Annotated in this window: 23 protein-coding genes, 1 tRNA gene and 3 pseudogenes; 15 read left to right on the plus strand and 12 right to left on the minus strand. The window is 66.0% G+C overall.

Annotated features, from left to right (window positions below):
• The first annotated feature begins 19 nt into the window (after nt 1-19).
• Nucleotides 20-1,072: a carbohydrate binding domain-containing protein gene (locus H9L12_RS06170; protein WP_187543049.1), complete on the plus strand. Its 1,053-nt coding sequence runs from the start codon at nt 20-22 to the stop codon at nt 1,070-1,072.
• Here H9L12_RS06170 and topA read toward each other — a convergent pair.
• The 3 genes and pseudogenes from topA to plsY form a co-directional block, all read right to left on the minus strand.
• Nucleotides 1,069-3,569 (minus strand): annotated as a pseudogene (gene topA, locus H9L12_RS06175) (type I DNA topoisomerase). The gene H9L12_RS06170 and the pseudogene topA sit on opposite strands and share 4 nt — an antisense overlap.
• Before the next feature lie 54 nt (nt 3,570-3,623).
• Complete coding sequence (dprA, locus tag H9L12_RS06180) at nt 3,624-4,715, minus strand: DNA-processing protein DprA (protein WP_187543050.1); 1,092 nt, start codon at nt 4,713-4,715, stop codon at nt 3,624-3,626.
• Nucleotides 4,712-5,300, minus strand: a pseudogene (gene plsY / locus H9L12_RS06185) (glycerol-3-phosphate 1-O-acyltransferase PlsY). The gene dprA and the pseudogene plsY overlap by 4 nt, the downstream one beginning before the upstream one ends.
• Nucleotides 5,301-5,379: 79 nt before the next feature.
• On the opposite strand from plsY, the gene murI reads away from it, so the two are divergent.
• The 6 genes from murI (at nt 5,380) to H9L12_RS06215 (ending at nt 10,488) form a co-directional block, all read left to right on the plus strand.
• Complete coding sequence (murI, locus tag H9L12_RS06190) at nt 5,380-6,168, plus strand: glutamate racemase (protein WP_187543187.1); 789 nt, start codon at nt 5,380-5,382, stop codon at nt 6,166-6,168.
• Between the two features lie 75 nt (nt 6,169-6,243).
• On the plus strand, nt 6,244-7,464 hold the full coding sequence (gene hemA / locus H9L12_RS06195; protein WP_187543051.1) for a 5-aminolevulinate synthase: 1,221 nt from the start codon (nt 6,244-6,246) through the stop codon (nt 7,462-7,464).
• Between the two features lie 63 nt (nt 7,465-7,527).
• On the plus strand, nt 7,528-7,980 hold the full coding sequence (rpiB, locus tag H9L12_RS06200) for a ribose 5-phosphate isomerase B (RefSeq protein ID WP_187543188.1): 453 nt from the start codon (nt 7,528-7,530) through the stop codon (nt 7,978-7,980).
• Entirely contained in the window at nt 7,946-9,286 is a 1,341-nt protein-coding gene (glyA, locus tag H9L12_RS06205; protein WP_187543052.1) for a serine hydroxymethyltransferase, read from the plus strand. The genes rpiB and glyA overlap by 35 nt, the downstream gene beginning before the upstream one ends.
• Nucleotides 9,287-9,289: 3 nt before the next feature.
• Nucleotides 9,290-9,769 carry a transcriptional regulator NrdR gene (nrdR, locus tag H9L12_RS06210; protein ID WP_187543053.1) on the plus strand — a complete coding sequence of 160 codons (480 nt, stop codon included), beginning with the start codon at nt 9,290-9,292 and terminating at the stop codon, nt 9,767-9,769.
• Nucleotides 9,766-10,488 (plus strand): RNA methyltransferase, encoded by a 723-nt coding sequence (locus H9L12_RS06215; RefSeq protein WP_187543054.1) that lies wholly within the window; start codon nt 9,766-9,768, stop codon nt 10,486-10,488. Before nrdR ends, H9L12_RS06215 begins: the two co-directional genes overlap by 4 nt.
• Here the strand turns inward: H9L12_RS06215 and H9L12_RS06220 are convergent.
• Genes H9L12_RS06220 through H9L12_RS06230 form a run of 3 tightly spaced genes read right to left on the minus strand, consistent with a single transcriptional unit; the run spans nt 10,436 to nt 12,265 of the window.
• A complete protein-coding gene (locus H9L12_RS06220) occupies nt 10,436-11,266 on the minus strand; it encodes a hypothetical protein (RefSeq protein ID WP_187543055.1) in 831 nt (276 codons plus the stop codon). The genes H9L12_RS06215 and H9L12_RS06220 overlap by 53 nt on opposite strands.
• On the minus strand, nt 11,236-11,964 hold the full coding sequence (locus tag H9L12_RS06225) for a hypothetical protein (RefSeq protein WP_187543056.1): 729 nt from the start codon (nt 11,962-11,964) through the stop codon (nt 11,236-11,238). The genes H9L12_RS06220 and H9L12_RS06225 overlap by 31 nt, the downstream gene beginning before the upstream one ends.
• A complete protein-coding gene (locus H9L12_RS06230; protein ID WP_187543057.1) occupies nt 11,954-12,265 on the minus strand; it encodes a chorismate mutase in 312 nt (103 codons plus the stop codon). The genes H9L12_RS06225 and H9L12_RS06230 overlap by 11 nt, the downstream gene beginning before the upstream one ends.
• Before the next feature lie 180 nt (nt 12,266-12,445).
• Between H9L12_RS06230 and rpsD the strand changes: the two genes are divergently transcribed.
• The gene (gene rpsD / locus H9L12_RS06235; RefSeq protein WP_187543058.1) at nt 12,446-13,060 is read left to right on the plus strand and encodes a 30S ribosomal protein S4; all 615 of its coding nucleotides are present in this window, start codon (nt 12,446-12,448) and stop codon (nt 13,058-13,060) included.
• 62 nt (nt 13,061-13,122) lie between these two features.
• Here rpsD and H9L12_RS06240 read toward each other — a convergent pair whose 3' ends face one another.
• Nucleotides 13,123-14,898 (minus strand): M61 family metallopeptidase, encoded by a 1,776-nt coding sequence (locus H9L12_RS06240; protein ID WP_187543059.1) that lies wholly within the window; start codon nt 14,896-14,898, stop codon nt 13,123-13,125.
• 101 nt (nt 14,899-14,999) lie between these two features.
• On the opposite strand from H9L12_RS06240, the gene H9L12_RS06245 reads away from it, so the two are divergent.
• Together H9L12_RS06245 and aguB are read left to right on the plus strand one after the other, a co-directional pair.
• Entirely contained in the window at nt 15,000-15,974 is a 975-nt protein-coding gene (locus H9L12_RS06245) for an agmatine deiminase family protein (protein ID WP_187543060.1), read from the plus strand.
• Nucleotides 15,971-16,822 (plus strand): N-carbamoylputrescine amidase, encoded by an 852-nt coding sequence (aguB, locus tag H9L12_RS06250; protein ID WP_187543061.1) that lies wholly within the window; start codon nt 15,971-15,973, stop codon nt 16,820-16,822. The genes H9L12_RS06245 and aguB overlap by 4 nt, the downstream gene beginning before the upstream one ends.
• 1 nt (nt 16,823) lies before the next feature.
• Here aguB and lysA read toward each other — a convergent pair.
• A pseudogene (gene lysA, locus H9L12_RS06255) lies at nt 16,824-18,088 on the minus strand (diaminopimelate decarboxylase).
• A gap of 3 nt (nt 18,089-18,091) precedes the next feature.
• On the minus strand, nt 18,092-18,772 hold the full coding sequence (locus tag H9L12_RS06260) for a uracil-DNA glycosylase (RefSeq protein ID WP_187543062.1): 681 nt from the start codon (nt 18,770-18,772) through the stop codon (nt 18,092-18,094).
• A 23-nt stretch (nt 18,773-18,795) separates the two neighbouring features.
• On the opposite strand from H9L12_RS06260, the gene folK reads away from it, so the two are divergent.
• The 4 genes from folK (at nt 18,796) to H9L12_RS06280 (ending at nt 20,771) form a co-directional block, all read left to right on the plus strand.
• Nucleotides 18,796-19,287, plus strand: coding sequence for a 2-amino-4-hydroxy-6-hydroxymethyldihydropteridine diphosphokinase (gene folK, locus H9L12_RS06265; protein WP_187543063.1), 492 nt, complete (start codon nt 18,796-18,798; stop codon nt 19,285-19,287).
• Nucleotides 19,288-19,383: 96 nt separating this feature from the next.
• Nucleotides 19,384-19,998, plus strand: coding sequence for a PEPxxWA-CTERM sorting domain-containing protein (locus H9L12_RS13495; RefSeq protein ID WP_246450666.1), 615 nt, complete (start codon nt 19,384-19,386; stop codon nt 19,996-19,998).
• 32 nt (nt 19,999-20,030) lie between these two features.
• Nucleotides 20,031-20,648 (plus strand): L,D-transpeptidase family protein, encoded by a 618-nt coding sequence (locus H9L12_RS06275; protein ID WP_246450667.1) that lies wholly within the window; start codon nt 20,031-20,033, stop codon nt 20,646-20,648.
• A 47-nt stretch (nt 20,649-20,695) separates the two neighbouring features.
• A tRNA-Lys gene (locus H9L12_RS06280) sits at nt 20,696-20,771 on the plus strand.
• Between the two features lie 71 nt (nt 20,772-20,842).
• Here the strand turns inward: H9L12_RS06280 and H9L12_RS06285 are convergent.
• Both H9L12_RS06285 and H9L12_RS06290 read right to left on the minus strand, forming a co-directional pair.
• The gene (locus H9L12_RS06285) at nt 20,843-21,853 is read right to left on the minus strand and encodes an aspartyl protease family protein (RefSeq protein ID WP_187543065.1); all 1,011 of its coding nucleotides are present in this window, start codon (nt 21,851-21,853) and stop codon (nt 20,843-20,845) included.
• A 92-nt stretch (nt 21,854-21,945) separates the two neighbouring features.
• Complete coding sequence (locus H9L12_RS06290) at nt 21,946-22,344, minus strand: hypothetical protein (RefSeq protein ID WP_187543066.1); 399 nt, start codon at nt 22,342-22,344, stop codon at nt 21,946-21,948.
• Between the two features lie 193 nt (nt 22,345-22,537).
• Here H9L12_RS06290 and H9L12_RS06295 point away from each other — a divergent pair, with 193 nt between their 5' ends.
• The gene (locus tag H9L12_RS06295) at nt 22,538-23,176 is read left to right on the plus strand and encodes a PilZ domain-containing protein (RefSeq protein WP_187543067.1); all 639 of its coding nucleotides are present in this window, start codon (nt 22,538-22,540) and stop codon (nt 23,174-23,176) included.
• A 3-nt stretch (nt 23,177-23,179) separates the two neighbouring features.
• Here the strand turns inward: H9L12_RS06295 and H9L12_RS06300 are convergent, their stop codons facing one another.
• Nucleotides 23,180-23,539 carry a PilZ domain-containing protein gene (locus H9L12_RS06300; RefSeq protein ID WP_187543068.1) on the minus strand — a complete coding sequence of 120 codons (360 nt, stop codon included), beginning with the start codon at nt 23,537-23,539 and terminating at the stop codon, nt 23,180-23,182.
• Nucleotides 23,540-23,564 lie beyond the last annotated feature (25 nt).

Below are 23,564 nucleotides of genomic sequence, written 5' to 3' on the forward strand. Positions count from 1 at the left end.
GGCATAGGGGGAGAGCATCGTGACGACCCGGGCGTGGATGGTGGCATTGGCGGCGGTCGGATTTGCGCCGCAGATTGTGCAAGCGCAGTCGGCGCCACGAGTGATCAACGATCCAGCCAGTCTCGACTGGCTCTACTATGGGTCGGACTACACCGTGAAGCCGCTCACCGGTGTGCCCATCAGCGGCGGTGCGGCGGTCGAGGTGAAGGTTCGCCGTGGCAGCCAACCCTATGCCGCGGGAACGAACATCCTGCTGACGGCACCGATCGTCAAAGGCCGTGACTACGCCATTCGGTTCTGGGCGCGAGCCGTCAAGAGCAGCGCCAGCGATGGCCAGGGCAAGATCCTGGTCCGCTTCTTCCGGAACGAGGAGCCTTACAACGGCTTCGGCGACACCACGGTAACCGTCGGGCCAGAATGGAAGACCTATGAGGTCGCGGCGCGCGCAACCATGGACATACCCGCCAATGCCGGTGTCGGACTCCAGTTGGCCAGCGTCAGCCAGACCTTGCAGTTGGGGCAAGCGCACGTGGTCGAAGGATCGATGACGGTGACCCCCAATGCGGTCAAACCGACGGGCGACCCTCTGCCGCCGCAACTGGAGGGCAAGGGCGAATTGCTCAACGTCCCGACCAACCGGCAATGGGTAACGTATGGCAACGCGCAGACCAGCGAGACGACGACGACCGACGTCTACACGCGCCAGGCGACCCTGCTGACCGTCAGCCAGGCCGGCAAAGAACCCTATGATGCCGGCGCCAACGCGCCGATCGCCGGCGCGGTTCGGAAGGGCGATCGCCTGCTCGTTGCGGTCCTCGCCCGGGCGAAATCGGCGGAAACACCGAACGGCACCGGCCTCGTCAGCCTGCGGATGCAGTCTAACAAGGCGCCCTATGCCGGCTGGGGCGAGGAGGCGATCCACCTCGCGCCGGGCTGGAAACTGTTCCAGTGGCGGACGACCGCGACGATGGACCTGCCGGCCGGTGGCGGCGAGGTCGCGATCCATACCGGCCTTGCTAAGCAGCAGGTTGAGATCGGCCCGGTCTACGTCATCCGGCTGAAGGGCGACTAAGCCTTCTTTTTCTTGGCCGCCGCTTTCTTCGGCGCCGCCTTTCGACGGCCCTTCTTCGCGGCCGGCCCCTTCGCTGCCTTGGCATCGACCAGCGCGACGGCCTCGTCGAGCGTGACCGCCTTGGGATCGGCAGACTTGGGCAGTGTCGCGTGCGTCGTACCGTCGGTCACGTAAGGGCCATAGCGCCCGTCCATCACCTTCAACTCCTTGCCGCTTTCCGGATGCGCACCGAGCACCGCCAGCGGTTCCCGCGCGCCGCCCCGCGCTGCCCTTTGGCGGCAGCAGCATCGGCGAGCTTGGCGACGGCCGCGTTCATGCCGGTGTCGAATACTTCCGCAGTCGACGACAGCCGCGCGTACTTCCCATCATGTAGCAGGTATGGCCCGTAACGTCCGATGGATGCACTGATCATTTGCCCCGTTTCCGGGTGCGCACCGATCTCGCGCGGCAGGGACAAGAGCTTTTCCGCCATCTCAAGCGTGAGGCCGTCCTGCGGCACATCCTTCGGAATGGAAGCGCGTTGGATCTCCTCACCCTCGCCTCGTTCGAGGTAGGGGCCGAAGCGACCGCTCTTGAGCGTGATGCCGTTGCCGAGTTCCGCCGGCCCCTCGCTCGCTTCGGCGCCGCCCGGTTGGCCGAACTGACGGGTGTATTTGCACTCGGGATAGTTCGAGCAGGCGACGAACGCGCCGAACTTGCCGCCGCGAAGGCCCAGCTTGCCCGTCCCGCACAGCGGACACAGCCGCGGGTCGCTGCCGTCGCCCTTGTCCGGGAACAGGTAGGGCGACAGGAATTCGTCAAGCGCCGCGGTAACGTCGGAGGGCTTCTGCTCCATCACCTCGCCCGCCTTGGGCTTGAAGTCGCGCCAGAAGGCGTCGAGCAGCTGCTGCCAGCCGAGGCGCCCGCCCGACACGTCGTCGAGCCCCTCTTCCAGCTCGGCGGTATAGTCGAAGCTGACGTAGCGTTCGAAGAAGCGCTCGAGGAACGCCGTCACCAGCCGCCCGCTCTCCTCCGGAATGAAGCGCTGCTTGTCGAGGCGGACGTATTCGCGATCCTTCAGCGTCTGAAGCGTCGCGGCATAGGTCGACGGCCGCCCGATGCCGAGTTCTTCCAGGCGCTTGACCAGCGACGCTTCGGAATAGCGGGGCGGCGGCTGGGTGAAGTGCTGCGTCGCCTCGACCCCGGTCTTGGTCGGCGCATCGCCCGACCGGAGTGCCGGCATGCGGCCGCCATCCTCGTCGGCCTTGTCGTCCTGCCCTTCTTCGTAAAGCGCGAGATAGCCGGGGAAGAGCACGACCTGGCCGGTTGCGCGCAACGTCGCCCGGCCCGCTCCGTCGGTCAGCTCGACCGTCGTGCGTTCCAGCCGCGCCGACGCCATCTGGCTGGCCAGAGCCCGGTTGTAAATCAGCGCGTAGAGACGGGCGTGATCGCCGGACGCGGCGCGGTCCTTCGTGAAGTCGGTCGGTCGGATCGCCTCGTGCGCTTCCTGCGCATTCTTGGCCTTGGTCGAATAGAAGCGTGGCTTGTCGGGGACGTAACCGGCGTCATAGCGGTCGGTCACCGCCCGGCGGGCGGCCGAAATCGCCTCTTCCGCCATCTGGACGCCGTCGGTCCGCATATAAGTGATGAGGCCGTCTTCGTAGAGCGACTGGGCGAGGCGCATAGTGTGGCTGGCGGCAAAGCCGAGCTTGCGCGCCGCTTCCTGCTGCAGGGTCGAGGTGGTGAACGGCGGCGGCGGGTTGCGCGACAGCGGCTTGGTTTCGACCGACTGGACGGTGAAGCGCCCTTCCTCGACCGTTCGCTTCGCAGCGTCGGCACTGCCCTTGTCACCAATGCTGAGGCGATCGAGCTTCTTGCCGTCCAACGCGACCAGCCGGGCTGTGAAGGGCGTCGCATCGGCCTCGAAGGTCGCACTGACTGACCAATATTCCTGCGCCCGGAACAACTCGATTTCGCGCTCGCGGTCGACGATCAGGCGAAGCGCCACCGACTGCACTCGGCCGGCCGACTTGGCGCCCGGCAGCTTGCGCCACAGGATCGGCGATAGGGTAAAGCCGACGAGATAATCCAGCGCACGGCGAGCCTTGTAGGCGTCGATCAGGTCCTCATCGAGGTCGCGCGGATGCTTCATCGCCTCGGTAACGGCAGACTTGGTGATGGCGTTGAAGGTTACGCGCTCGACGTGCGCGGGTAGAGCCTTCTTCTTCTTCAACACTTCCTGCACATGCCAGCTGATCGCCTCGCCTTCGCGGTCGGGGTCAGTGGCCAGGATCAGCGTGTCGCTGCCCTTGGCCGCGTCGCTGATCGCTTTCAGCTGCTTCGCCTTGTCGGGATAATTGTCCCAGACCATCGCGAAGCCGTCGTCGGGATCGACCGACCCGTCCTTCGGCGGCAGGTCGCGGACGTGGCCGTAACTGGCCAGCACCTTGTGACCCGGGCCCAGATATTTCTCGATGGTCTTCGCCTTCGCGGGCGATTCAACGACAACAAGCTTCAAGCGGACATTCCTTACGTACGTATACGCGCGATTGTCGGGCCGCTCGGGCGCCCGTCAAGCGGTCAGGCTGACCTTGCCGCCGGCGTGGCGGTCGAGGCGTCCGGCAAGCTCCATCTCCAGCAGGACCAGCTGGACGTCTCCTGCCCCGGCACCCGACAATCGGACGATCTCGTCGACCGGAACGGCGGACGCGCCGAGCAACTCCTCGATCCGGGCGCGGACATCGTCGGGCGCGTCGACCGGCTGCGGCGGCGAGGCGTGGTCAAAGTCGAAGACGGGGCTGGCGACGCCGGCGATGGGCCTGATCTGCTCGATGACGTCGCGCGCATCCTGGATCAGCGTCGCGCCTTCGCGGATCAGCTGGTTGCAGCCCTGCGCGCGGCTGTCGAGCGGGGAGCCGGGGACCGCCATCACCTCGCGGCCCATCTCGCCGGCCAGCCGGGCAGTGATGAGCGATCCGGAACGCGGCGCGGCCTCGACCACGACCGTGCCGTCAGCCAGCCCGGCGATGATCCGGTTGCGGTGCGGGAAGTGGCGTGCGCGCGGCTCGGTGCCGGGCGGCATCTCGGCGATCAGCAGTCCGCGTTCAGCGACCGCCGCCTGCCGCGCCTCGTTCTCGGGCGGATAGACGACGTCGATTCCGCCGGCGATGACGCCGATCGTTCCGCTGTCGAGCGAGCCGTCGTGAGCGGCGGTGTCGATGCCGCGGGCAAGTCCGGACACGACCGTCACGCCCTCGCGGCCGAGTTCGAACGCCAGGGTACGCGCGAAGCGACAGGCGGCAGCGCTGGCGTTGCGAGCACCGACGATCGCGACCGGCGGCTGGTCGAGGACGGCCAACCGCCCCTTCACGATCACAAGCGGCGGCGCGTCGGGAAGCGATGCGAGACGTCGCGGATACAGACCTTGCCCGATCGCCAGGTATCGCGCGCCAAATCGCTCGACGCGCTCGACTTCCCGCTCCGCGTCGGCGCGGGGGAAGATCCGCGGCGCCGCTCCGCCTCCACGCCGGGCAAGATCGGGGATGGCGTCGATGGCGGCCGACGGACCGCCAAACCGGGCAATCAGCTGGCGATAGGCAACCGGCCCGATCCCGGCGGTGCGGATCAGTCTCAGGCGGTCGATGAGGTCGGTCGGGTGGCTCAATCGGGGCGGCGTCCGACCCGCGGCTCCTGGCCCGAGCGAGCCGGCGGATATTCTCGCGATGCTGCCAGATGATCAGGACGGCGAAGGCCAACAGCGCCGGGAACAGCGCCCGTTCGCCAAGCACCGCAGCGGTCACCGGCGCGCTCGCGGCAGCGGTCATTCCGGACACCGAGGAGATTCTGACGATCAGCAGCATCGCGATCCACACCACGGCGTAAACCAGCGCCGCCATCGGCAGCAGCGGCACCAGCACCCCGAGGAAGGTGGCGACCCCCTTGCCGCCTCGAAAGCCAAGCCAGATTGGGTAGAGATGCCCGACCAGCACGCCGGCCGCCGCGTACAATTCGCCGCCCGGCCAGAAGCGCTGCGCAAGCCACACCGCCAACGCACCCTTCAGCGCGTCGAGGATCAGGGTCGCCGCGGCCAGCCCTTCGACCCGGTGCGAAGGACGTTGGTAGCTCCGATGTTGCCCGATCCGATGGCGCGGATGTCGCCCTTGCCGCTGAAGCGGGTCAGCAGAAGCCCGAACGGGATGGATCCAAGGAGATAAGCAACGCCGAGCGCGATCAGGACTGTGCCGGTCATGGCCTTGGGTTAGCAGATCGAAAGACCTCCGCAACCGCCCGGGCTTGCGGGCGGAGCCATGGCTCTTCACATGGCCGCCATGGACCCGGCCGCGCCCCTGCTGTTTTTCGATTCGGGCGTGGGCGGCCTCAGCGTGCTCGGCCCCACCCGCGCGCTGCTGCCGACGGCGCCGATCGTCTACGCCGCGGACAGCGCCGCTTTTCCCTACGGCACGCGCAGCGAAGACGAGATCGCCGAGCGTGTCCCTGAACTGCTGCGCCGGCTGGTCGAAGCGTATCGCCCGCGCCTGGCAGTCATCGCCTGCAACACCGCGTCGACCATTGCCCTCGATCACGCCCGCGCCGCGCTTGACCTTCCCCTTGTCGGTACGGTTCCGGCGATCAAGCCGGCCGCTGAACAGTCGAAAAGCAGGGTAATTGGTGTCCTCGGAACGCCCGCAACGGTTCGCCAGCCCTACGTCGACGACCTTGCCGCCCGGTTCGCCGCCGACTGCACGGTCATCCGCCATGGCAGCCCGGAGCTCGTCCAGCTGGCCGAGGACAAGCTCGCTGGCGAGGCGGTTTCGGTTGACGCCGTGCGTGCCGCCATCGCGCAGATGACGGAAGCGCCGGGAGCGGGAGGAATGGACGTCATGGTCCTCGCCTGCACCCACTTCCCACTGCTAGCGGACGAGATCGCCGCCGCCTTCCCCGGCATCGCCCAGGTCGACGGCGGACCGGGCATCGCCCGGCGGGTTGCCCACCTTACCACTGGCCAACCCTGGCCCGACCAGGTGCCTCCGGGGACAGCCGTGTTCACTGCACCGCCACGCCCGTCCCTTTACCGGGCTCTGGAGGGTTTTGGCCTGGCGGTCATTGAAGGCATCTAGCTGCGAGTCGTTCGCAATGGCCTTTCCGGCTTCCCGAGGTTAATGGGCGCGGGAGCGAGGACAAGTTCTAGCACCGTGGATTACGACAAGATCTTCAAGGCGGCGATTGATCGCCTCCATGACGAGGGGCGCTACCGCGTCTTCATCGACATCCTGCGCACCAAGGGCAACTACCCCAACGCGCGCTGCTTTGCCGGGCACAACGGTCCGAAGCCGATCACCGTGTGGTGTTCGAACGACTATCTCGGCATGGGCCAGCACCCGGCGGTCGTCACCGCGATGGAAGAAGCGCTGCACGATGTCGGCGCCGGTTCGGGCGGCACCCGCAACATCGGCGGCAACACCCATTACCACGTCGACCTGGAGGCCGAGCTTGCCGATTTGCACGGCAAGGAAAGCGCCCTGCTGTTCACCTCGGGCTATGTCTCGAACGAGGCGGCGCTGTCGACGCTCGGCAAGCTGCTGCCCGGCTGCGTGATCTTCTCCGACGAATTGAACCACGCGTCGATGATCGCGGGGATCAAGAATTCGGGCTGCGAGAAGCGCGTCTTCCGCCACAACGACCTCGATCATCTCGAGCAGCTGCTGCGCGACGAGGCGCCGGAAACGCCCAAGCTGATCGCGTTCGAAAGCGTCTATTCGATGGACGGCGACGTCGCGCCGATCGCTGAGATCTGCGATCTCGCCGACCGCTATGGCGCCATCACCTATCTCGACGAAGTCCATGCGGTCGGCATGTACGGCGCGCGCGGCGGCGGCATTTCGGAACGCGACGCGGTCGCGGACCGGGTGACGATCATCGAAGGCACGCTGGGCAAGGCGTTCGGAGTGATGGGCGGCTATGTCGCGGCCGACCGGACGATCGTCGACTGCATCCGCAGCTATGCGCCGGGCTTCATCTTCACGACCTCGCTGTCGCCGGTGCTGGTCGCCGGCGCGCTGGCCAGCGTCCGCCACCTCAAGGCCTCAGCCGAAGAGCGCGAGGCGCAGCAGGCCGGCGCGGCGATGCTGAAGGCCAAGTTCGTCGCGGCGGGGCTGCCGCTGATGGAAAGCGTCACGCACATCGTGCCGCTGCTGGTCGGTTGCCCGGTCAAGGCCAAGGCGATCAGCGACATCCTGCTCGCCGAATACGGCCTCTACGTCCAGCCGATCAACTTCCCGACCGTCCCCCGCGGGACCGAACGGCTGCGCTTCACGCCCGGCCCCAACCACAGCGAAGCGATGATGGACGAACTCACCAGCGCGCTGGTCGAAATCTGGGACCGGCTGGAGCTCCAGGACGTCCGCGCCGCCTAATTTAAGCCTCCGAACGGCCTTCACACACTGGCGAATCCCGGCGCCTTGGCCTATCCGGACGTCATGCGCATCGCCTTCACCGCCGACCACGCCGGGGTCGACCTCAAAGACCTGCTCGTCGCCTTCGTTCGCGAGGCCGGGCACGAACCGATCGACCTTGGCACGAACAGCCATGACAGCGTCGATTATCCGCGTTTCGGCGCCCTGATGGCGGAGGCGCTGGCCGACGGCCGCGCCGAGCGCGGGATCACGGTGTGCGGGTCGGGTATCGGCGTCGCCATCGCCGCCAACCGCAATCCCGCCTGCCGCTGCGCCCAGGTCGCCGAGCCGCTGTCGGCGACCCTCGCCCGACAGCACAATGACTGCAACGCCATCGCGCTCGGAGCTCGCCTGATCGGGACCGAGATGGCCAAGGCATGCGTCACCGCATTCCTCGACACCGATTTTCTAGGTGGGCGACATACCCACCGCGTTGAACAGCTTGCCAACCCTTCAACCGAGACGGAACCCGCCTGATGGCCACCGCCCCGACCTCACCGACGTCCAGCCGCTCGGTTTCTTCACCGAGACGCTCGGCAGCGCGGATCCCGATGTCGCCGCCGCGATCAAGTCGGAACTGACCCGCGAACAGACCCAGATCGAACTGATCGCGTCCGAAAATATCGTCAGCCGCGCCGTCCTCGAGGCGCAAGGTTCGGTGCTGACCAACAAATATGCGGAAGGCTATCCCGGCCGCCGCTATTACCAGGGCTGCGCCCCGTCCGACGCGGTCGAGACGCTGGCGATCGAGCGGGCCAAGAAGCTGTTCAACTGCGGATTCGCCAACGTCCAGCCGCATTCGGGCGCGCAGGCCAATGGCGCGGTGATGATGGCGCTCTTGAAGCCCAACGACACCATTCTCGGCATGAGCCTTGCCGCCGGCGGTCACCTGACCCACGGCGCGCCGCCGGCGCAGTCCGGCAAGTGGTTCAACGCGGTGCAGTATGGCGTGCGCGAGGACGATCATCTGGTCGACTTCGACGAGGTCGAGCGGTTGGCCAAGGAGCACAGCCCCAAGCTGATCATCGCCGGAGGTTCGGCCTACCCGCGCCATCTCGACTTCAAGCGATTCCGCGAGATCGCCGACAGCGTCGGCGCCTATCTGATGGTAGACATGGCCCATTTCGCCGGTCTCGTCGCCGCGGGCGAGCATCCGACGCCGTTCGGCCATGCCCATGTCGTCACCACCACCACTCACAAGACGCTGCGCGGCCCGCGCGGCGGAATGGTGCTGACCAATGACGAGGCGATCGCCAAGAAGATCAATTCGGCGGTGTTCCCCGGCCTTCAGGGCGGCCCGCTGATGCATGTCATCGCGGCCAAGGCCGTGGCGTTCGGCGAGGCGCTGGAACCGGGCTTCAAGACCTACGCCAGGGCCGTCATCGCCAACGCCCAGGCGCTGGCCGCGCGCCTCAAGGAGCGCGGTGCCGACCTGGTCGCGGGCGGGACCGACACCCACCTCGCGCTGGTCGATCTTCGTCCGCTGGGCGTGACCGGCAAGGACGCCGACGAGGCGCTGGAGCGCGCCGGCATCACCTGCAACAAGAACGGCATCCCGTTCGACCCGCTGCCGCCGATGCAGACCAGCGGCATCCGCGTCGGCTCGCCCGCCGGAACCACGCGTGGGTTCGGCGAAGCGGAGTTCCGCGAGATCGGTGATATGGTGGCGGATGTTCTCGACGCGCTGGCCAAGCATGGCAGCGCGGGCGACGCGGCGGTCGAAGCCGACGTCAACGCCCGGGTCCGCGCGCTCTGCGCCCGCTTCCCGATCTATCAGGATTGAGATTTGCGCTGTCCGTTCTGCGCCCACGACAATAGCCAGGTCAAAGACAGCCGACCGAGCGAGGACGGCACGTCGATCCGCCGCCGCCGCCAGTGCGAGGGCTGCGGCGCGCGCTTCACCACGTTCGAGCGCGTGCAGCTGCGCGAGCTGACCGTATTGAAGAGCGACGGGAAGCGCGAACCCTTCGACCGCGAGAAGCTGCAGCGCGCGATCGGCCATTCGACCCGCAAGCGCGACATCAGCCCGGAAAAGATCGACCAGTTCGTCAGCGGCGTCCAACGCCAGCTGGAAACGCAGGGCGACGAGGTCAGCAGCGCACAGATCGGCGAGGCGGTCATGGCCGGTCTCAAGACCCTCGACCATGTCGCTTACATCCGCTTCGCCAGCATCTACCGCGACTTCTCCGACCCGTCCGATTTCGCCGAGTTCGCCGAGAAGGTCGAGCGCGAGTCGGTGCCGCCCGGCCAGGACAAGCTGCTGTGAGCGGCTCCCCGCCGCCGGTCATCATCCTCGTCCGCCCCCAGCTCGGCCAGAACATCGGCAAGGCGGCGCGGGCCATGCTCAATTTCGGGTTGACCGAGATGCGCCTCGTAACGCCACGCGATGGCTGGCCCAACCCGGAGGCCGGCCCCGCAGCGAGCGGCGCCGACATCGTGCTCGAGAAGGCGGAAGTGTTCGACAGCGTGGCCGACGCCATCGCCGATTGTTCGCTAGTCTACGCGTCGACGGTGCGCCGCCGCGACCTCGTCATGCCGGTGGTCGGCCCCGAACAGATGGCTGGCGAAATTCGGTCGGCGGGCGGGCGAAGCGCGATCCTGTTCGGTCCGGAACGCTCCGGGCTCGAAAGCGAGGATGTCGCGCTGGCTTCGAAGATCGTCACAGTGCCGATCAATCCGCAATTCGGCAGCCTCAACCTGGCTCAGGCCGTCATTCTTCTCGCCTACGAATGGTCACGCGGCGCAGAACTCGCCCAGCCGACCGCCAAGGAGGAAGAGCCGCCGGCACCGATGAATGATCTCGAGGGGCTGATTGGCCAGCTCAACGATTCGCTCGACGAGGCAGGCTATTTTTACCCTCCGGAACGCACCCCGGCGACACAGGCCACGATCCGGACGATCCTGAGCAAGGCGCGCTGGTCGACCCGCGAGATCAAGGCGCTGCGCGGGATGATCCGCGCCATGACGACTTCCAGACCGAAGTGAGGCCGGCCGTCGCCACGCGGCGATAACCCGACCGTCGCATCCATCGCTCCAGGCTGCCGTCAAGCCCGCCAGCTAGTGCCTTGGGGGTCGCTCGTTCATGACCGGTGATGATCATGGCCGGGCGGCTGTCGGCGAGATGATCAAGCGTGTCGAAGGTCGCCGGACATAGAGTAGGATCGTCGCAGCGGACGAGATTTCCGGCCCGAAAGAGGAATGGGCCTGTCGCGAAGCGCGGATCGAACGGCAGTCCGCTGTCGATCAGCCGCACAGGCTCCAGGCCGGCAACCAATCCTTCGGCCGGGTCACCAAACTTTGCGAGCGCATGCGCCTGCCGCTCGACCGCCAGGAGTCTCAAGTCAGGTGGCGACCGGACCGAATCGACGATCGTCCGCGCCGTCCCCGACACCAGGATCACCCCAAGCACCCCCAGCGTTCCGGGCGTCAAAGGCCGGTTCAGCCGCGGCGCGACCGATCGCCAGCCATACTTCGCCAGCCACAGGATTAGCGGCGCGACGATCGGCAGCATATAATGACGGAACGGCGGCATGGGCAGCACGATCGCAGCGACCGTCAACACGACAATGGGTCCAAGCGCTATCGGCAGGGTCGCTGCGCCGCCGACATCCGATCGGCTGCGGAAGCGAATCCACAACGCGGCCAGGCCGAGCCACAACAGCGGCCCCTGAGCCAGGAACATGACTATTCTCGGCAAGCGGCTGCTCCACGACAACCGATGCGCCTTCCCGATCAGTTCCTGCCAGGCCGCGACCGCGTCCACGCTGTAATGCAAGACCCGAACAGGAACTGCGCCGGCGCGAGCAGGAACAGTATCAACGTCGGAATGGTCGCGAGTGCGCTTCCTGCCAGCAAGGCGAGAGCGGGCCGGTCGCCGCGCCGGCACGCCCAGGCGGCTTGCAGCGCGATGGCCGCGGTCGGGAAAGCATAGCTGATCTTGGTCGATGCGGCGGCGGCGACGGCGAGGCCCGCGATGAATGCACGACCTGCCCCTACGTCTTTCACGGCGTAGAGACGTTCCAGCCCGATGACGAGAAAGAGGAATGGCAGGGCGTCGTTGCGGGCAACGCTTCCAGCAAAAAGGACGCTATCGGTCACGAGTGCGAGAAGGACCGCCGCAATCCCCGCGCGTCGATCGCCCGCCAGAACCGCCGCCGTCCGGCCAAGGAGCATCAACGCCACGGCCACCGCGGCCGCGTTGGCCAGGCGGCTTCCCAGGTACAGCCAGCCCGGCATCGCCAGCTCGAGCGGGGCAAGGATGAATGGCTGCAACGGTGTCTGAAGATAGGCGAAGTCGCGGAACGGGATCAGCCCGCGTCCGACCAGTGCGGTGGCGGCGACATATTGCCCCTCATCATGGTTCCAGGGGACGGCGAAGGCCGAAGCAACGAGAGCGATCAGCGCCAGGAGTACCGGCCAACGTGGCAAGCGGGCCGGATCGACCACCTGGTCAGCCGCCATGGAGAGTTTCCCAGCGCTTGAGTTCGTGCGCGATCGATGTCTCGATAAGATCTTCATACAGGCGGTCGCACAGGGCACGATCGACATCGAGCCGCATTGCCTCGGCATCAACCTTGGCCTTTACCTCGGCCTTACGCGCCTCATCGCGGACGACGTCCCGGGTCGGCTTGATGCGGGCAGCGGCGTCCATATAGGCGAAGCGGCGGGCCAGCAACTCGACGACGCGGCGATCGACCTCATCGACGCCATCACGAACCTCGGTCATTGTCTGGCAATCGGCAGGATCGGGTGCGGTGAACATCGCTGCCCTATGCGTTGCCCGCCCCGGCTTGCAAAGCCTTGACCTTGCGCCCCTTCCCGTCTAGGCGGCCGCCTTCGCAATTGACCCTGCACGCCCGGTGAAGCGGTGGTCGCGTCCGACATCTGGTCGGGCGGTGCGGTCCGGGCACACGCACACGAAGTAGCAAATTGGAGAATATCGATGTCGAAGCGCTCAAGCGCCAAGTATAAGCTCGACCGCCGCATGGGCGAAAACGTCTTCGGACGTCCCAAGAGCCCGGTCAACCGCCGCGAATATGGTCCCGGCCAGCACGGCCAGCGCCGCAAGTCGAAGATCAGCGACTTCGGTATCCAGCTGCGCGCCAAGCAGAAGCTCAAGGGCTATTACGGCGACGTCACCGAAAAGCAGTTCAAGCAGACGTTCCAGACCGCCAGCCGGATGAAGGGTGACGCGTCGCAGAACCTCATCGGCCTGCTCGAGCGCCGCCTCGACATGATCGTCTATCGCGCCAAGTTCGCGCCGACGATCTGGGCCGCGCGCCAGCTGGTCAGCCATGGCCACATCTTCGTCAACGGCGTGAAGTGCAACATCGCGTCGCGCCGCGTCGACGTCGGCAGCGAAATCACGCTGGGCAAGAAGGCGCAGGAAATGGCGCTGGTGATGGAAGCGCAGAGCCTCGCCGAGCGCGACATCCCCGACTACGTTGTTGCCGACGGCACCGCCAAGGTCACTTTCTCGCGCGTGCCCACGCTCGACGAAGTCCCCTACCCGGTGAAGATGGAACCGAACCTCGTCGTTGAATTCTATTCGCGATAAGCGGACCAAATTCCGGAGTTCACGAAGGGCGGTCCGAAAGGGCCGCCCTTCTTCGTTGCGTCCTACTTGGCCGGATACGGAACGAGCAGCCAGCGCTGGAACAACGCCTTCTGCTGTGCGGTCGGATTGTCGGCAAGACGCACGCTCGGCGACTTCGCGGGCCGGCCGCCAAGCACCAGCTTCCTTTCCTGAAGCTCGTCGCGGCGGAAGAAGGAGACGGTGACGGTGTCGCCGGGCTTGTAGTCGCCAAGGATCGTGGCGAAGCGGCCTTCGTCGACCCGCTTGCCGTCGATCGCGACGAGAATGTCGTCGGTTTCCAGGCCAGCGTTCCAGGCTGGTCCGTCACGGGTCACGGCGGTCAGCTTCATCGCCCCGCCGCTCGCGTCGGCGGACCATCCGGCCTTGGCGACCGTCGGCGCCCCGCCCATGTCGAGGGTCAGCCCGACTGGGGCCAGCAAGGCCGCGAAATCGACGTCGCTCGGCGCATCGACGTATTTCGCCCACCACGCGTCCCAACTGTGCCCCGTGAGCTCAGCCAGGATCGCCCGCATGTCGGCCGACGTGAACCCGCGAGCGCCGTTGCCGAAACGCTCATACAATCGCTGGTGCACATCGCGGTACGACACCCGGCCACCCGTGTCCTGGAGCAAGGCAATATCGAGCGCCCAGGACGCGATCGCTCCCTCCGAATAGATGTTCACCCAGGCGTTGTTGGCGCGATTGCCGCTGGGCGACATCCACTCGTCGAACGACGCTTCGGCGACCGACTTCACGAGACGCCCGGGACGGTTCTTGTTTGCATCGATAGCGTCGGCAAGCTCGCCGAAATATTCATCGGGCTTCATCAGGCCGGAGCGCAGCAAGAGGTGCGGCGTAAAATATTCGGTCGACCCTTCGTGCACCCACAGCAGGTCGGTGTAATTCTCTTTCTCGTAATCGTACGGCACCATGGCCCCGGCACGGTACGCCTTGACGTTCCACGTATGGATGAACTCGTGGCTCGCGGTACCGAGGAAGCCCATGTAGCGATCGCGCGGGGCGAAACGGTAGCGGGGCAGCTGGATCACAGTCGAATTCTTGTGCTCGGTCGCCCCTCCGACGCCATCGGTGGCGTGGACGATGAACAGGTAGCGCCGGAACGGATAGCCCTTCCAGATGGTCTGCGACTGCGGGACCATTTTCTTCAGATCGGCGACCATCCGGTCGCCGTCGTGATTGCCCTTCCCCCAGATCACCAGTTCGTAGCGGCGACCGTCGGCGTCGAAGGTGCGCAACTGGTGCGGTCCTGCCTCGATCGGGCTGTCGACGAGAACGTCCCAGTTGGGGGCGGTGAATCGGCCGCGACCGTTCGGCTCCATGCCGGAAAACGCGCGCCAGCTGCCCGGCATACTCAATGCGACGCTGACCGGTTCTTGGCGGTGGCGGTCGGCGTACATGAACACGCCGGAGGCATCGAGATAGGCATGGCTGTCGTCGATGTGCCGCGACCGGAGGCCAAGCTCGTTACCGAACACGTCATAGGTCACGGTCACCGGCTGCCCCGACGCGCGGCGAATCCGCCACGTCGACTTGTCCACCTTTTGCCATCCAAGCTTGCGCCCCGACGCATCGGTCGCGGTGAAGCCGCTGACTCCATTGGCGAGATTCAGGATCGAGTAGCGACCGGTCCGCCACGCCGGCATCTTGACGTCGAGCGTGTCCCCGGCCGCGGCCGGGAAGGTGATTGTTACCTTTCCGCTGTGGTGCTCGGGCTTCGTCAGGTCGATGGCATAGTCGACCTTCGCCATCGCCGGACTCGCCACGCCGGCAAACAGCGCCACCATCCACATCGCACGCATCGACATCCTCCCTAATTTGCGAGCGACCCTAGCAGGCGATCTGCCGCTGGCCAGTGGCCCTTCGCTTTGCGTTGGCGGGATCAATCGGATAGGCGCCCCGCATGACTACCCCGCCACCCGCCGAATGGGCGCCACACGATGCCGTCTGGATCGGCTTCCCAAGCGATGCGAGCCTTTGGGAAGACGACCTTGCGCCGGCCCAGGCCGAGGTTGCCGCCTTCGCCGAAGCCATCCATGCGGACGGTGCCGGCGAGGAAGTCCGCCTTGTCGCCGCCGACGAGACCGCTGCGGCAGCGGCACGGCGGCTGGCGCCGTTTGCGACGGTGGTGGTCGAACCCTTCGGTGATATCTGGCTGCGCGATACGGGGGCGATCATCGTCGGCACCAGCGCGGATCGCCGGGCGCAGGGGTTCCGGTTCAACGGCTGGGGCGACAAGTACGACCTGCCGGGCGACGACACCATCGGCGAACGCCTAGCGACCGGCGCTGGCCTTGCCTATTCGAAAGCCGACTGGGTGCTGGAAGGCGGCGCCATCGACGGTGACGGGACCGGCACCTTTCTCACCACCGAGCAATGCCTGCTTAACCCGAACCGCAATCCCGGCTTCGACCAGGAAGAGGTCGAAACCCGGCTCCGGCGCGATCTTGGTGCGACGATGGTGGTGTGGCTCGGCGACGGCCTTGAGAACGACCACACCGACGGTCACGTTGACAACCTGGCCCGCTTCGTCGGCGTCGGGCGCGTCGTGGTTCCCGAAGCGACGGATGACGACCCCAACGCCGACGCCTACGCCGAGGCGGCGGTCGCGCTGCTTGACGCCGATCTGGAGGTCGTCGCGATCCCGTCCCCCGGCCGCGTCGAGCGCGACGGCGAGATCATCCCCGCGAGCTACATGAACTTCTACATCGGCAATGCCGCCGTCGTCGTTCCGCAATATGGCTCGCCCAATGATGCTGTCGCGGTTGCGGCGCTGCAGGACATCTTCCCCGACCGGCGCGTTATCGGGCTTCGCGCCGACCATGTCCTGACCGGCGGCGGAAGTTTTCACTGCATCAGCCAGCAGGTACCCCAATGACCCAGAAGATCACCGTTGCGGCGCTGCAGCTCGCGTTCGGCGAGGACACCGCGAAGAATATCGCCAACGTGTCCGACCTGGTGCGCGAGGCGGCGTCGAAGGGCGCGCAAGTCGTGCTGCCGCCGGAACTGTTCGAGGGCCCCTATTTTTGCCGCGTCGAGGACGAAGGGCTGTTTGCGACCGCCAGGCCGACCGCGGAACATCCTTCGGTAGTCGCGATGCAGGCGCTGGCGAAGGAACTCGGGATCTGGATCCCGACCAGCTTTTTCGAGGCGGACGGTCCGCATCACTACAACTCGTTGGCGATGATCAATCCGGATGGCGCGGTTGCCGGCGTCTATCGCAAGAGCCACATCCCCGATGGCCCGGGCTATGAGGAAAAGTTCTACTTCCGGCCAGGGAACACCGGATTCAAGGTCTGGCCGGGCGCGGAGACGACGCTGGGTGTCGGCATCTGCTGGGACCAGTGGTATCCGGAAACCGCGCGCGCGATGATGCTGATGGGCGCGCAAGTCCTGTTCTACCCGACCGCGATCGGCACCGAACCGCATGATCCCGACCTCGACACGTCGCGCCTCTGGCGGCGGGCAATGATCGGACATGCGGTCAGCAATGTCGTGCCGGTCGTCGCCGCCAACCGCATCGGCACCGAGTGCGGCCAGCGTTTCTACGGCCATAGTTTCATCTGTGACGAGCGCGGAGACCTGCTCGCCGAGTTCGGCGCCGATGAGACCGGTGTCCTTGTCGCGACGCTCGACATCGACCAGGCCAAGCGCCACCGCGCCGCCTTTGGCTTCTTCCGCGATCGCCGGCCGGAACTTTACGGACGGCTGACCCAGGACATCTAGGTCAGCGGCCGGACAGCCATTTCGGCAGGGGCATCGCCGCCGCCTCGGCGAGGTCGATCCGCTTGCGGACCAGCGCCCAACGATCGCCGTCGACCAACACTTCGGGGTCAGCTCGCGGCTGTTGTAGCCGCTCGACATTGCAGCTCCGTACGCGCCCGCGGTGCGGAAAACGACCAGGTCACCCTCTCCCACCGCGTCCATGTCGCGGCCCATGGCGAACGTATCGCCGCTCTCGCACACCGGGCCGACGACATTGGCCGTCATGCGTTCGCCGCTGGGTACGACGGCATCGAGATGATGGTAGGCGTCGTAAAGCGCCGGTCGCATCAGGTCGTTCATCGCCGCATCGACGATGAGCCAGGGGTGGTACTCGCCCGGTTTGACACGGACGACCCGGGCCAGAAGTACGCCGGCGTTGCCGCTGATCAGGCGCCCGGGTTCGAACGCTAACCTCACGCCCCAATCCCGAGTGACGCGCTCGACCATCGCGCCATAGGCGTCGGGGCTCGGCGGTTCCGGCTGGCCCGGCCCGTAGGGAACGCCCAGGCCGCCGCCGAGGTCGGCAATTTTCAATGGCATGCCTTCATCGCGCATGCTGGCGATGAACCGGCCAAGCCGCTCGAACGCCGATTCCAGCGGCGCAAGGCTTGTCAGCTGGCTGCCGATGTGGACGGTCACCCCGCAAATCTCGAGACCGGGGAGCCCATGCGCGGTGCGGAACGCCTCCAGCGCCTGCGACGCGGGAATACCGAACTTGTTGTCGGCGTTGCCGGTGGTGATCTTGGCGTGGGTGCCGGCGTCAACGTCGGGGTTCAACCGGAAAGCGATCGGCGCGGTCTGCCCAACGCGCACGGCGACGTCCGACAGGGTGCGGGCTTCCTCGACCGATTCCAGGTTGAACTGGAGAACCCCGCCGAGCAGCGCCTCCTCCATTTCCGAAGCCGTCTTGCCGACGCCGGAGAACAGGATCTTCCCGGGCGGGACACCAGCGGCCCGCGCGCGGCGATATTCGCCGATCGACACGATGTCAGCGCCCAGCCCTTCTCGCGCCAGCGTCGCCAGCACCGCCGGATTGGGATTGGCCTTCACCGCGTAGGCGATCAGCGGATCGTCGAGGCCCGCCAGCGCCCGCTGCATGGCTCGCGCATGACGAACGAGGGTCGCGGTCGAATAGACATAAACGGGAGTGCCGACTTCATCGGCAATGTCCGCAAGCGGCACGTCTTCGCAGCGCAGGACGCCGTCGACGTAGTGAAAATGGTCCATGGTTCAGTCCAGTGTGGCCGGGCGGAATGCCAACGCCTCGGCAAAAACGGATTCGAACATACCGGCGTCGAGCCGTCGCGTGTTCTGGTTGTAGCGGCTGCAGTGATAGCTATCGACCAATCGCAAGTCGTCCGAAATCTGGTGAACCGCGCCGTGGGCGAACTTCGACCGTGCCGGCGACAAACCGAAGCTTCGGCAGAGGCTGTCGTGAGCGACCTTCCCGAGCGCGATGAAGGTCGTCAGGTTGGGCAGACTGGCAATCGCCTCCATCAGGAACGGCCGGCAGTTGGCTTCCTCGACCGGAAGGGTCTTGTTCTGCGGCGGAAGGCACTTGACGGCGTTGAGGATGATGGCGCCCCGCAACCGCAAGCCGTCGCCCGGATCGGCAGCGTAATTCCCCTCGCTTAGCCCGAATTTGGCCAGCGTCGCGTAGAGCAGGTCACCCGCATAGTCGCCGGTGAACGGACGTCCGGTGCGGTTTGCGCCATGCTTGCCAGGCGCCAGCCCGATGATCGCCAGCCACGCCTGCCGGTCACCGAACGCGGGAACCGGCGCGTTCCACCAATCCGGGAACTCCACGCGGCATTCGCGGCGTAGCGCGACCAGCCGCGGGCACAGCGGACAATCGCGAAGCGCTTCGGCATCGGGCAGCGGCGATCGCTCGGCGGGGGTGGCGGTTAGCATCGGTAATGCCTAGGCGAGCGCGGATGAGCGACGCAATCCATCTCTACGCCATCGCGATCGGTTCCAACCGACGGCACGTCCGTCATGGACCGCCGGCGGGTGTCGTGGCGGCGGCTGTCGCCGCTCTCGACCAGGAATTCGACCTGTTCGATGCGTCCACGATCATTGGCAACGCGGCCGTCGGCGGCGCGGGTCGCGATTTTGCGAACGCCGTTGCCCTGGTGGAAAGCCGGCTCGATCCCCCAGCGATGTTGACCACCCTGAAGAAGTTGGAGCGAGCCTTCGGCCGTCGGGCAGGCAAGCGATGGGGCGCACGCGTGCTCGATCTCGACATCGTCGCGTGGGACGGACCGCCGGTACGCACGCGCCGGCTGCAAATCCCGCATCCCCGGCTATCGGAACGCCCGTTCGTGCTTGCCCCGCTCGCATCCATTGCGCCGCACTGGCGACTGGACGGGGGGGCAACGGCAACCCACCTTTTAGCCCGAATTGGTAAACGGCACCTTTACCCTTAAGGCGCGTTAAGCCTATCTGAGAAAACCGTCCCGAATCAGCACAAGTATATGGAATTGCTGGGTCTGGTGGTAAATTTCCGTTAATTCTGAAGGCAGATGGGTCACGACGTTATCTTTCGCAGGCGCCGCCGCCAGAAGCACAGGAAATGGATTCCTGCGGCGATCGCGGCTGGCCTGATGACGGTCGGCACCGCTCCGGTCGCGATCAACATCCTCGCCAAGCATGGTGTCGATGTTCCTGGCGCGTCCAGCGTCCAAAGCATCATGGCGCTTCTCGATCAGCGGTCGCCCGGCGAACGAACCAAAGGCGAGCTGACGAAGACGAAACGGCAGTACCGGGTGCTTTCCTCCGCGTCGTGGCCGGCAGTTGCAAAGACCCTGCCGCCGGCGATGCCGCAGGCCGTCGAGGGAAGCCCGTTCCTTCCGCCCGAGGCGCCGCCAGAATTCCAGCTCGCAAGCTTTGCGCCCGGGTCCATATCGCCGCCGGTGACCTTCGGCGGCGGCGGCGGAAGCGGTGGTGGCGGCGGTGGCGGGTGCTGCGGAAGTGGCGGCGGCGGCGGCGGCAATACCCCAACCGATAATCCTGGCACTCCACCGGTTCCGGCCGTGCCCGAGCCGTCGACCTGGGCGATGCTGCTGATCGGATTTGGGGCGATCGGATCCGCACTTCGCCGTCAGCGGCGCGAGCGGATCCTCGCGCCCGCCGTGTGATGTCGACACGGACTGTCGCGGCGCCGATCGCCGTGGCCTTTCTGACCGCCGTTGGACTTTTCGCCGCGACCCAGCGTCCGGACAGGCCGGCGCCCCGGCCAGCGGCGCAGCTTGCGCCGCCGCCGGCAAGCGACGGACGCGTGCTGCTCAGCGATGCCCAGCGCCGCGAGGCTGCGGCCAGCGGCACCTGGCTTCAGGATATCCGCTCCCTCCTGCCGGTCGGCGAACGGCTCGAGTATGGCGATTATCTCTGGGACGATGTTCCGGAAAACGGCGGAGAGGTGTGGGTGCGGGTTGACCTTCGCACGCAGCTTCTGTCGGTTTTCCGCGGCGGACATGAGATCGGCAGCGCCGTTGTCCTCTACGGGGCGGATTCGAAGGAGACTCCGCTCGGCACCTTCCCCATCCTGTGGAAAGGCCGGAACCATCGTTCCAGCCTGTACGACGCGGAAATGCCATACACGATGCGGCTCACCGGTGACGGCGTCGCCATTCACGGCAGCGACGTGCGCTGGGGCGCCGCCACTCACGGTTGCATCGGGACACCGACGGAGTTTGCCGCCAAGCTGTTCGAAATTGCGAAGGTCGGCACTCGGGTACTCATCGTCCGATCGGACCCGCCATCCGCGCCAACGATCCGGACAAGCTGATCGCTTGGCAATCGCGCACCGCCACGCTAACGCGGCCCCGTCTGTGAGGGCCGTTAGCTCAGTCGGTAGAGCAACTGACTTTTAATCAGTAGGTCGCTGGTTCGAATCCAGCACGGCTCACCATATTTTCCAGTAACTTGGCGGCGCTGCTGCTGTTGCCGGATATGGTGCCCCCGGGCCGGGTTGCCCCGATCTTATCGTCCCCTCGAACGATGGCCGAAGATCCGGAAGGTCGTATCGCCGTCGTTGCGTGCGGCGAACCGCACGTTGCGGCTCCGGAAATCCACCATCACGCCGCCGAATGTGCGAAGGGCATCCATACCCAGCAGAACCGCCGGCTTCCGGTCCAGCGACAGCGCCCTGAACGGTTCCTGGGTCGAAAACGCCATCGGCATGCTTAAAAACTCTACCCCGTTCAGCATGACGTCCTTCACCGTCCCATAATCGGCGACGATGATTTCGCCCGTGATCGACAGAAGCCGTACCGGCACCGTCGGTCCAAGGCGCCCCTTGGCCCGCAACGCGTCACGTAGCGCCAGATTGCCGATGGTGATGCTCGACCCGGTATCGAGCAGTACGTCCGCCTTGACGCCATTGACCATCGCATCACTGAAAACGAGCCGACCGTTTCGGCGGGAGGCCTTAACCGTGGTCGACTCGAGCATTTCGAATTCGCCGGCGACGGCCCTGGCATGGCGAACCGTCATCCGGTCCCGAACGAAGTCGAACTCGATCTTTTTGTCCTGAAGCGCATCGACACCGAGGAACCCGTCGGCGCCGATGATTTCGTCCGGGAACGTCAAGACGACAAGATCATTGCGCGTCGTCTTGCTGAAGTGGAGGCTGGGCACGCGAACGGTCGGCACGTTGTGGGATCCGCCGAACGATACGATCGAAACCGGCCCCGCCGGCCGCAGTCCCAGCCGTTGCGCCGCTTCGCGGCTGATCGCGCTCCGTTCGGCCGCCGTGTCGATAAGAAAATTCAGCGCCGTCGGGCCCGGCGCCAGCACACGAACGACCATCCGATCCTCCGGCTCCACCCGGAAGCGAACCAGGTCGACCGTCTCGACCGGTATGCCGGCACCTGCGCCTGCGCCTGCGCCTGCCTTGACCTGAGGATATGTTGGTGCGGTGGACAACGGAGAGGCGATGGCTGTCGCAGCCATGGTCGCCAGTTTCAACGCGAGCGAGACCGACATCGGCATTCCCGACCCTTCGATCGAAGGCTACGCCTATGTCGAGATCAAGACAATAGCGGGTCCCGCCGCCGATCGGCGGAGCCCGCTTGCTTGGCGATTTACCGTTTGCCGCGCTCGTAAGTCTGCTTGCAGCGGTCGGTAACGGTCTTGCTGCATGCCGGAAGGTCGATCACCGGGGCAGCCCCTGGCGCAAAGGCCTCGGCCTGGTTTGGATTGACGACCACTTGCGCGCCTGTCGGTGCGGTGACCGGGACATTCGTACCGGCCGGGGCCGCAGCCGGAGCCGACACGACGGGGATTCCGCGAGCATCTACCTCCGGCTGACTCGCGGCAGGCGTTGTCGTCGCCGCCGGAGCCGGGGTGGACGCCGGGCCCGGCGCCGGCGCGGTCTCCGCAGCTGGTGCTGGCGCCTGTTGCGGCGCTTCGGCCGGCGCCGTCTGGGCAGCGGCCGCTGCGGCGACGCTCGCCAGAATGGCCGTAAGGAAGATCTTGTTCATGCAGCCTCCGTCATTGATCCGTGACGCGCGCCCCGCGCTGGCGGAACGACAACGCCGTCTTCGCCGAATATTTCCGCCGGCATCGCCCGCTCCGCATCGGAACCTTCGTCAACCTCTTGGAAATCAATCCGAAGCATTGTGATCGACGGACGCATCTTCTTGGTGTGCGGTGGAACGCGCAAGGAACTCGCCGGTGGACGAAGAACCAGTCGAAACGACCCTCTACTCGCTGTCGGACTATGCTCCCGAGCCAGATTGCCGCCGCGAGGATCAGCGGCACATGACGCTGTTTCGTGTCGGCTCCATCACCCTCGGCAACCGCCGGGAACTTTGCCTCATCAAGAACATCAGCGCTGGCGGAATGATGATCCGCGCCTATGGCCCAATCGAGGTTGAGGAACGGCTGACGATTGAGTTGAAATGCGGGCAGCCGGTCAGCGGCCGCGCTCACTGGGTGCGCGGCAACCAGGTCGGGATCGTCTTTGACGAAAAGGTCGATGTCATCGACCTGCTCTCGGTATCGATGAGCGGTCCGCGTCCGCGAATGCCAAGGATCGAGGTCGATGCGCCCGCCACTCTTCGCCAGGGCGCGGACATCGCGCGAGTGCGGCTCGTCGATATTTCGCAGGGCGGTGCCAAGGTAAAATGCGAGACGCGGTTTGCCCCGATGAGCGAAAGCGTCTTGTCACTGGGTAGCCTGCCACCGATCCACGGCGTCGTTCGCTGGTCCGGTGACGGCTTCGTGGGGCTGACCTTCAATCGCCTGGTCGCATTGCCGACCCTGGTCGAATTCCTGCAAGGACACCAACAGACGCTGCGCGCCGCCGGTTAGACGTCAGTCGCCCAGCGGACCAATCGGCTTGGAGAACAGGCAACGCTCCGCGAAATCGCGCTCCTGCGGCGTCAGCGCGGAGTTGGTGAGCCCTGGCCGATTGAATTTCGGAGCGACGCGAGGACGCGGCACGGGAATGTGACGAAGGACCTGGGCTGGGGCGAGCGACTTGGCGAACGCAATTCCTGCCTGGCTTCCGTTCGACCAGGCTACCCGGCCCGGGACGCAAAGATCGCCCTTGCGAAACTGGAGCTGCGACCCTTCGACCGGCAACCGGTCACCCTGGACGAGCGCCCCTTCGGCCGACAGGTTGCGAAGCTTGACCGCGATGGCCTCCCCCGACAGCTCGAGCGTTGCCGCCATGAGAACATTGGAGCGGCGCAAACGT

This window comes from Sphingomonas rhizophila (assembly GCF_014396585.1).
Taxonomy (GTDB): domain Bacteria; phylum Pseudomonadota; class Alphaproteobacteria; order Sphingomonadales; family Sphingomonadaceae; genus Sphingomicrobium; species Sphingomicrobium rhizophilum.